General features: G+C 71.8%; 8 protein-coding genes and 2 pseudogenes. 3 read left to right on the forward strand and 7 right to left on the reverse strand.

Going from position 1 to position 9,070, the window contains the following annotated elements:
* From A5681_RS21830 to A5681_RS21845, 4 genes are all read right to left on the reverse strand, one after another.
* A partial coding sequence (locus A5681_RS21830) for a DUF222 domain-containing protein (RefSeq protein ID WP_156738095.1) occupies positions 1–491 on the reverse strand: 491 nt, incomplete at its 3' end.
* 96 nt (positions 492–587) lie between these two features.
* A complete protein-coding gene (locus tag A5681_RS21835) occupies positions 588–1,448 on the reverse strand; it encodes a pseudouridine synthase (protein WP_067280309.1) in 861 nt (286 codons plus the stop codon).
* A 7-nt stretch (positions 1,449–1,455) separates the two neighbouring features.
* Positions 1,456–3,210 carry a glycerol-3-phosphate dehydrogenase/oxidase gene (locus A5681_RS21840; RefSeq protein WP_067280294.1) on the reverse strand — a complete coding sequence of 585 codons (1,755 nt, stop codon included), beginning with the start codon at positions 3,208–3,210 and terminating at the stop codon, positions 1,456–1,458.
* A 66-nt stretch (positions 3,211–3,276) separates the two neighbouring features.
* On the reverse strand, positions 3,277–4,692 hold the full coding sequence (locus A5681_RS21845; protein ID WP_067280297.1) for an NAD(P)H-quinone dehydrogenase: 1,416 nt from the start codon (positions 4,690–4,692) through the stop codon (positions 3,277–3,279).
* Between the two features lie 93 nt (positions 4,693–4,785).
* On the opposite strand from A5681_RS21845, the gene A5681_RS21850 reads away from it, so the two are divergent.
* On the forward strand, positions 4,786–5,265 hold the full coding sequence (locus tag A5681_RS21850; protein WP_067280300.1) for a gamma-glutamylcyclotransferase: 480 nt from the start codon (positions 4,786–4,788) through the stop codon (positions 5,263–5,265).
* A gap of 89 nt (positions 5,266–5,354) precedes the next feature.
* Positions 5,355–6,173 (forward strand): alpha/beta hydrolase, encoded by an 819-nt coding sequence (locus A5681_RS21855; protein ID WP_067280312.1) that lies wholly within the window; start codon positions 5,355–5,357, stop codon positions 6,171–6,173.
* Here the strand turns inward: A5681_RS21855 and A5681_RS21860 are convergent.
* The 3 genes and pseudogenes from A5681_RS21860 to A5681_RS21870 all read right to left on the reverse strand — a co-directional run.
* Entirely contained in the window at positions 6,170–7,348 is a 1,179-nt protein-coding gene (locus tag A5681_RS21860) for an amidohydrolase (RefSeq protein WP_067280303.1), read from the reverse strand. The genes A5681_RS21855 and A5681_RS21860 overlap by 4 nt on opposite strands.
* Positions 7,345–8,538, reverse strand: a complete 1,194-nt coding sequence (locus tag A5681_RS21865) for a M20 family metallopeptidase (protein WP_067280306.1) — start codon at positions 8,536–8,538, stop codon at positions 7,345–7,347. Before A5681_RS21865 ends, A5681_RS21860 begins: the two co-directional genes overlap by 4 nt.
* Before the next feature lie 35 nt (positions 8,539–8,573).
* Positions 8,574–8,864, reverse strand: a pseudogene (locus tag A5681_RS21870) (cutinase family protein); the annotation flags it as partial.
* On the opposite strand from A5681_RS21870, the pseudogene A5681_RS21875 reads away from it, so the two are divergent.
* Positions 8,857–9,070: pseudogene (locus A5681_RS21875) on the forward strand (cutinase family protein); the annotation flags it as partial. The pseudogenes A5681_RS21870 and A5681_RS21875 sit on opposite strands and share 8 nt — an antisense overlap.

Here is a 9,070-nt window from a genome sequence, read left to right on the forward strand (position 1 = left end):
AGCCGCCCCCGGGTCATCGAGGGCCAACGTGCGACGTTCGCCGCCAGCGTCGCGTCCACGGCCGCCACCACCTCGGGATCGGTGAGCAGATCGGTGCGATACACCAGCGTCTGAAACGTCTGGTAGTCGATATCTCCGGCTTTAAAGACCTCGCCCACCTTCGGCAGCCGCTCGCGCAGCGCGCGGGCATACCGCACCCGGCTGGCCGCCAACCCCTGACTGATCCGCAACTCCGCGGCCACCTCGGCGGCGACCGCAGCCTCGGTATCGACCGCCCACTCCTCACACTCGGCGCACCGCGAGAGCCGGTAGGCGAACAACTCCCCGATCACCGCCAACTGCCCCGCCGCCGACCGATTCTCCGCCCGCGCCAAGCCCGCGACGCGCTCCAGCAGCGCCGCCGACTCCGGCGTCACCGACGGATACCGCCGCTCGAAGTGCTCATCCATCGCGGCGATCGCCTCCGCCGACGGCACCTTCGAATCGAACATACATTCGATTATGTCACCCAGCGCCGACAACCCCCAGCCACACGTTCCAGCCTGTGGATAACCCGCCGGGACGGTTTACGACAGGCCGAGCGAAAACTACGGTCCCGCCCGCCGGGTGACGAACTCGCGGCGCGCCCCGGTCACCGGATCGTCGAACTCGATGCGCTGCGCCAGCAACCGCAGCGGCGTGCTGAAGTCGTCGGCCGGCACGTCGATGATGTTGGGGTACAACGGGTCTCCGTCGATCGGCACCCCCAGCGACGCCATGTGCACGCGCAGTTGGTGGGTGCGGCCGGTGCGTGGAGTCAGCCGGTAGAGGCCGTCCGGGGAAACGAGTTCCACCAGCGTCTCGGCGTTGGGCGGCCCGGGTTCGCAGCCCGCCTGTAAACCGCCGCGGCGCTTGATGATTCGGCTGCGCACCACGCGGGGCAAGTCGAGCCCGGGGTCGACGGCGGCGCGCGCCAGGTAGGTCTTGCGCACCAACCCCCGGGAGAACAGGGTCTGGTAGGCGCCGCGCACCTCGCGGTGGGCGGTGAACACCAGCACCCCCGCGGTCAGCCGGTCGAGCCGGTGCGCGGGGCTCAGCTCGGGCAGCCCCAGCTCCCGGCGCAGCCGCACCAGCGCGGTCTGCGCGACGTGCCGGCCGCGCGGCATGGTGGCCAGGAAGTGCGGCTTGTCGACGACGACGATGTCGTCGTCGCGATGCAGCACGGGGATCTCGAAGGGCACCGGGACCTCGTCGGGCAGCTCGCGATAGAGGTAGACGCTGGCACCGGCGGCCAGCACCGTCGCGTCGTCGACCACGCGGCCGTCGGCGTCGACCACCTCCCCGGCCAGCACCTTCGACCGCGCCGAGGCGCCGAACCGGGCGGTCAGCTCGGCCAGGACCGGCCCGCCGCGCAGCCGGACCCGCGCGGGCCCCAGTCCGTCCCGCACCGGGAGCGGGGCGGGCCTCACCACGCGCTCAATTCAAGGGCACCGGCTCGAGGATCTCGGCGCGCGCCTCGGGCGCGCTGGCCCGCAACTCGTCCGCCGACACGTCGTCGGGCTGGGCCTGCGACAGGATTTCGGCCTCCACCCGCGCGCAGTAGTTCGACACCTCGCGCTCGACGTCCTGCGCCGTCCAGCCGAGCACCGGGGCGACCACGTCGGCGACCTCGCGGGCGCAGTCGACGCCGCGGTGCGAGTACTCGATGGAGATCCGCATCCGGCGCGCCAGGATGTCTTCCAGGTGCAGCGCGCCCTCGGCGGTGACGGCGTACAGGGCCTCCACCTTGAGGTAGCCCGGCGCCTCCTTGATCGGGCTGAGCAGGTCGGCGTTGCCGGCCGCCAGACCCAGCACGTCGCCGATCAGCGAGCCGTAGCGGTCCAGCAGATGCCGCACTCGATAGGGATGCAAACCCTGAAGCGCCGCAACGTGTTCCGCCTGATTCACCAGCGCGAAGTAGCCGTCGGCGCCCAGCAGGCTGACCTTCTCGGTGATGGACGGCGCCACCCGGGCCGGGACGAATTGGGCCGCGGCGTCGATCGCGTCGGCGGCCATCACCCGGTAGGTGGTGTACTTGCCGCCGGCGATGGCCACCAGGCCGGGTGCGGGCACCGCCACGGCGTGCTCGCGCGAAAGCTTGGAGGTCTCCTCGCTCTCGCCCGCGAGCAGCGGCCGCAGCCCGGCGTAGACGCCGTCGATGTCGGCGTGGCTCAACGGAATGGCCAGCACGGTGTTGACGGTCTGCAGGATGTAATCGATGTCGGCCTTGGTGGCCGCGGGGTGGGCCAGGTCCAGGTTCCAGTCGGTGTCGGTGGTGCCGATGATCCAGTGGCTGCCCCAGGGGATGACGAACATCACCGATTTCTCGGTGCGCAGGATGATCGCGACGTCGCTGACGATGCGGTCGCGCGGCACCACCACGTGCACACCCTTGGACGCGCGCACCTGAAACCGGCCGCGCTGCTTGGACAGCGCCTGGATCTCGTCGGTCCACACCCCCGTCGCGTTGACGACGACGTGGCCGCGGACTTCGGTGATGGCGCCGTCCTCGGAGTCGCGGACCCGCACGCCGGTCACCCGGTCGCCCTCGCGCAGCAACGCGACCACCTGGGTGGAGGAGCGCACCACCGCGCCGTAGTGCGCGGCGGTACGCGCGACGGTCATCGTGTGCCGGGCGTCGTCGACGACGGTGTCGTAGTAGCGAATCCCGCCGATCAGCGCGCTGCGCTTGAGGCCCGGGCTCAGCCGAAGGGCGCCAGCCCGGGTCAAATGCTTTTGCGCGGGAACGGATTTCGCGCCGCCCATCCGGTCGTAGAGGAATATGCCCGCGGCGACGTAGGGCCGTTCCCACACGCGGTTGGTCAGCGGAAACAAAAACGGCATCGGCTTGACGAGGTGCGGCGCCAGGGTGGTCAGCGACAGCTCGCGCTCGTAGAGCGCCTCGCGCACCAGCCCGAACTCCAGCTGCTCGAGATAGCGCAACCCGCCGTGGAACATCTTCGACGAGCGGCTCGAGGTGCCCGACGCGAAATCGCGCGCCTCGACCAGCGCCACCTTCAGCCCCCGGGTGGCGGCGTCCAACGCGCAACCGGAACCCACCACACCGCCGCCGATGACGACGACGTCGAACTGCTCGGTGCCGAGCCGCTCCCAGGCCACCTCGCGGTGCTGCGGTCCCAGCACGGACGCCGGCGAGCCCAACTCGGTGGGCGCGTGGATCGGATCGGTCACGGCAGAGGACTCCTCACCGGGAAACTCCTGTCGGTTACTCGCCAGTAGGACGGTGTCGAACCCAGGCTAGTCCAGATCGTCGTGGGCCATCAGGCGACGAGCGGCCTCGGTGATCGATCCGGACAACGACGGGTAAACGGCCAGCGTCTGGGCCAGCTCGTTGACCGTGATGCGGTTTTGGACGGCCACCGCGATCGGCAGGATCAGCTCGGAGGCGATCGGGGCCACCACCACGCCGCCGATCACCACGCCGGTGGATTTGCGGCAGAACATCTTCACGAAACCCTGCTGCAGGCCGGACATCTTGGCCCGCGCGTTGGTGCGCAGCGGCAGCATGATCGTGCGGGCCGACACCGACCCGTCGTCGATCATCGTCTGCGGCACGCCGACGGCCGCGATCTCGGGCCGGGTGAAGACCGTCGCCGCCACCGTGCGCAACCGGATGGGGCTGACGCCCTCGCCCAGCGCGTGGTACATCGCGATCCGGCCCTGCATGGCGGCCACCGACGCCAGCGGGAGCAAGCCGGTGCAGTCGCCCGCGGCGTAGATCCCGGCCACCGAGGTCCGCGACACCCGGTCCACGGTCAGATATCCGCCGCGGCCCAACTCGATGCCGACCCGGTCCAGCCCCAGGCCGCCGGTGTTGGGCACCGAGCCGATGGTCATCAGGGCGTGGCTGCCCTCGACGGTGCGCCCGTCGGCCAGGGTGACCAGCACGCCGTCCTCGGTGCGGGTGACCGACTGGGCGCGGGCGTTCTTGACCAGCTCAACGCCCCGTTCGGAGAACGCCTCCTCCAGGACCGCCGCCGCGTCGGCGTCCTCGTAGGGCAGCACCCGGTCCCGGCTGGCGACCACCGTCACCGGCACGCCCAGCTCGGTGTAGGCGTGCACGAACTCGGCGCCGGTGACGCCCGAGCCGACCACGATCAGGTGGTCGGGCAGCGCCTCCAGGTTGTAGAGCTGCCGCCAGGTCAGGATGCGCTCGCCGTCGGGCTGGGCCGACGGCAGGACCCGCGGGCTGGCGCCGGTCGCGATCAGCACGACGTCGGCCTCGAACTCCCGGGTGGTGCCGTCCGGGGCGGTCGCCTTGATCCGGTGGCAGGCCAGCCCGGGCGTGGGGTCGATCAGCTCGCCGTGACCGGCCACCACGTGCACGCCCACCGCGAGCAGCTGTTCGGTGATGTCGGCCGACTGCTCGGTGGCGAGTTGCTTGACGCGGTGGTGAATCCGCGGCAGCGAGATCTTGGCGTCGTCGATGTCGATGTCGAACCCCAGCCGCGGCGCCCGGCGCAGCTCGGTGCGCAGCCAGGTCGAGGCGATGAACGTTTTGGACGGCACGCAGTCGTCCAGCACGGCCGCGCCGCCGATGCCGTCGGAGTCGATCACGGTGACGTGCGTGGTGTCGGGGTGTGAGGTGGCGGCCACCAGCGCGGCTTCGTAACCGGCCGGGCCGCCACCGAGGATCACGATGCGGGTCGCCACAGCCCCCAACCTAGCCGGGGAAGCGGGCACCGTGCAGCGCGGCGAAATCCTTCGGAGAAGACCGCTCGCGCGGGTGACGTCTAAGATTTCCCCGTGCCGATCTACGCCGCCTACGGGTCGAACATGGATCCTGAGCAGATGCTCAAGCGGGCACCCCATTCCCCGATGGCCGGAACCGGCTGGCTGCACGGCTGGCGCCTGACGTTCGGCGGGGAGGACATCGGCTGGGAAGGCGCGCTGGCCACCGTGGTCGAAGACCCGGACTCCAAGGTGTTCGTCGTCCTCTACGACATGACCCCGGCCGACGAGAACAACCTCGACCGGTGGGAGGGCTCGGAGTTCGGCGTCCACAAGAAGATCCGCTGCCGGGTAGAGCGCATCTCGTCGGACACCAGCACCGATCCCGTGCTGGCGTGGCTGTATGTGCTCGACGCCTGGGAGGGCGGCCTGCCCTCGGCGCGATACCTGGGCGTGATGGCCGACGCTGCCGAAATCGCCGGAGCCCCAAGCGATTACGTGCACAACCTGCGAACCAGGCCGGCCCGCAACATCGGTCCGGGAACGGGCTCCTAAGGCCCGTGTCGATTCTCTCCCAACCAGTCGTCGCCGACGCACTGGCCCGCACGTTCGCCGCCGTCGTCAACCCGGCCCCCAAGGCCGCGGTGCGCTTCCCCGAATTGCCGGGCCGGACCACCGGGGTCACCATCGGAGCTCGGCACGGTCCCGTGCCGGCGACCGTCTACCACCCGCCCGCCGGCACCGCGAACCCGGCGGTCTACGTCAATGTGCACGGCGGGGGGTTCGTGGTCGGGCACCCCGAACAGGACGATCCCTGGTGCCGGTACCTGGCCGCCAACGCCGGCGTGGTGGTGATCAACCCCGACTATGTGCTGGCGCCGCGGCACCGCTTCCCCGCGGCGCCGCACCAGATCTACGACGTCGTCTGCTGGGCGGCGGCCGCCGATCGCGGCTGGGACGGCGGGCGGCTGTGCGTCGGGGGCCAGAGCGCGGGCGGCAACCTCAGCGCCGCGGCGGCGCGGCTGGCGCTGGAGAACGGCGGCCCCCGCATCGCGCTGCAGGTGCTGCATTACGCGCCGCTGGACCTGGTGACGCCCGCCCGCGACAAGGCGTCCAGCCTGGGCGGCCGCGCCGTCCTGAAGCCGTGGATGGGCGAGGTCTTCGACACCGCCTACGTGCCCGACGCCGCGCAACGGCGCGACCGGCTGGCCTCGCCCGCCTGGGGCGACAACGCCGACGGGATCGCCGGCATCGCGCCCGCACTGGTCGTGACTGCCGAGCACGACCGACTCCGCGACGAGGCCCGCCGCTACGCCGAAAAGCTCGACGCCGCCGGGGCGCTGGCGGAGTACTACGAGGTCGCCGGCGTCGATCACGGCTACAACATCATGAGCGACGCGGCCGACGTCACGCTCCGCAGCTACGCCCGCATCACGGAACACGTAATGCGCGCCACGCGCTAGGGCGACGAGAACGCGGCCGACTGCTCGACGATGTTGACCATCGCGCGCAGCCCGATCGCCAGGGCCCGCTCGTCGAGGTCGAACGTCGGCTGGTGCAGGTCCAGCTGCGGCCCCTGGCCCGGCCAGACGCCCAGTCGCGCCATCGCGCCGGGAATCTCCTCGAGGTACCAGGAGAAGTCCTCACCCCCGCCGGACTGGCGGGTGTCGGCCAGCGCGTCGGGGCCGATCGCCTCGATCGCGTGGGTGAGGATGCGGGTGGAGACGTCCTCGTTGACCACCGGCGGCACGCCGCGCCGGTACTGCAGGGTGTGTTCGATGCCCAGCGGCGCCAGCAGCGCCGACACCGTTTCGCGGATGATGTCCTCCAGCCCGACCCAGGTCTGCCGGCTCGCGGTGCGCACGGTGCCGCCCAGCACCCCGGACTGCGGGATGGCGTTGGCGGCCACCCCGGCGTTGACCGCGCCCCACACCAGCACGGTCGCGTTGCGCGGGTCGATGCGGCGGGACAGCACGCCGGGCACCCCGGTGATCAGCGTGCCCAGCCCGTAGACCAGGTCGGCGGTCAGGTGCGGGCGCGACGTGTGCCCGCCCGGCGAGTGCAGGGTGATCTCGATCTGGTCGGCCGCCGACGTGATCGGGCCGTGCCGGACCGCGATCTTGCCGACCTCCAGCCGCGGGTCGCAGTGCAGGGCGAAGATCCGCGACACCCCGCTGATCGCGCCGGCGGCGATGGCGTCGATCGCGCCGCCGGGCATCAGCTCCTCGGCGGCCTGGAAGATCAGCCGCACCCCGACCGGCAGCTCGGGCACCGACGCCAGGGTGAGCGCGGTGCCCAGCAGGATGGCGGTGTGGGCGTCGTGCCCGCAGGCGTGCGCGACGTTCGGCATCGTCGAGGTGTAGGGCGCGCCGGTCCGCTCGGCCATCGGCAGGGCGTCCATGTCGGCGCGCAGGGCGATCCGCGGCTCGTGCTCGGGGCCCAGGTCGCAGACCAGCCCGGTGCCGCCCGGCAGCACCTTGGGGTTCAGCCCCGCGTCGGCCAGCCGCTCGGCGACGAATTGCGTGGTGGCGTACTCCTGGCGGCCCAACTCGGGGTAGCGGTGGATGTGCCTGCGCCACTCGACCAGGTCGTCGTGGTGGGCGGCCAGCCAGGACGTGGCGGCGTCGGCCAGGCTCATGCGCTCGCCCGCCGATCGTGCGCCGCCAGCACCCGGTCGCGCTGGGCGGGGGTCTGAGCCAGCTGAACGACGGTGCGGGCCAACATGATCGCGCCCTCGACGACGGCGCGGTCGGCGCTGGGGCTCGCGGCGGCGGTGGTGAACGCGCGCTGGTGCACCATCGCGCCGCCCGCGTCGACCCCGACCACCGGATGGATCCCGGGCAGCACCTGGGTCACGTTGCCCATGTCCGTGCTGCCCATGGGCAGCGCCGCCTCGAACTCCCGGGCCACCGGGTCGCGCCCGAGCCGGCGCATCTCCTCGCGGAAGACGTCGGCCAGCCATTCGTCGGGTTGGAGTTCGTCGTACGCCGGTGCGGGGTTGTCGATTTCGTACTCGCAGCCGGTGGCCAGCGCGCCCGCGGCGAAGCACGCGTACATCCTGCCCTCCAGCTGTCTCAGGGAATCCGACTCGACCGCCCGCATCGCAAACTGCAGCGTCGCGTGGCCGGGGATGACGTTGACCGCCTGCCCGCCGTCGGTGACGATCCCGTGCACCATTTGACCCGGGGCCAGTTGTTGCCGCAACAGGCCGATGGCCACCTGCGCGACGGTCACGGCGTCGGCGGCGTTGATGCCCTGGTGCGGCGCGACGGCGGCGTGGGATTCCTTGCCGCGGTAGTGCACGATCGCCTCCGACAGCGCCAGCGAGCGGGCCGCGGCGATGTCGGCCGGACCCGGGTGCAGCATCACCGCCGCCGCCACGTCGTCGAACACCCCGGCCCGCAGCAGCAGCGCCTTGCCGCCGCCCGCCTCCTCGGCGGGGGTACCGATCAGGGCCACGCGCAGGCCCAGCTCGTCGGCCACCTCGGCCAGCGCCAGCGCGGCGCCCACCGCCGACGCCGCGATGATGTTGTGGCCGCACGCGTGGCCGATCTCGGGCAGCGCGTCGTACTCGGCGCACACCCCGATGGTCAGCGGCCCACTGCCGAAGTCGGCGCGGAAGGCGGTGTCCAGGCCGCCGGCCGACGCGGTGATCGCGAAGCCGCGCTCGGCGGCCAGCGCCTGGGTCTTGGCGCAGCTGCGATGCTCGGCGAACGCCAGCTCGGGCTCGGCGTGGATGGCGTGGGACAGCTCAACCAGGTCCGAGCCACGTCGCCGCACGACATCCTCGACCCTGTCTGAGGGATGGTCCAATGCGGGTGTGGGCATCCTCGCAGTATCCCACCGCGACCTTAGGGGCCGGGCTACACCAGCCCGGCGATGAATCCGGCCGCCTGCCCGGGGTAGGGCGCCACCCCGTAATCGTGGTGCGCATCCCGGTCGCGGCCGCCGACCACGCACACCGGGTCGCCGGGGCTGCAGATGTCGATGGCGCGGCCGGCGAACAGGCCCGTCGTCGACAGGGGCGTGTTGAAGCGGTTGCCGGGATTGCCGAACACCGCGACCGCCGCCACCTTGCTGGCCAGGCCGGGATCCAGCGCGGGGGCCGACCCGAAGTTGCCGATGCGTTCGCCCAGCGGCGGCACCCCGGCCAGCTACAACTTCCTGCAAACCGCCGACGGCGCCAACGACGCGCGCGACCACATCGCGCAGATGGTCGACCAGTGCCCGGGAACGAAGCTGGTGCTCGGCGGCTTCTCGCAGGGCGCCGCCGCGGTGTCGATGCTGGCCGGGGTGCCGCCGCTGGGCGAACGCATCGGCAACTTCGGGTCGGCCCCCGCGCTGGATCCCGGCCTGCCCG

Source organism: Mycobacterium scrofulaceum, from assembly GCF_001667885.1.
GTDB classification, from domain to species: domain Bacteria; phylum Actinomycetota; class Actinomycetes; order Mycobacteriales; family Mycobacteriaceae; genus Mycobacterium; species Mycobacterium scrofulaceum_C.

What these genes read in the sequence shown, in the direction of transcription:
- A5681_RS21860 (WP_067280303.1), bottom strand. Translation starts at nt 7,348, where the DNA reads ATGAGCCTGGCCGACGCCGCCACGTCCTGGCTGGCCGCCCACCACGAC.
- A5681_RS21865 (WP_067280306.1), bottom strand. Translation starts at nt 8,538, where the DNA reads ATGCCCACACCCGCATTGGACCATCCCTCAGACAGGGTCGAGGATGTC.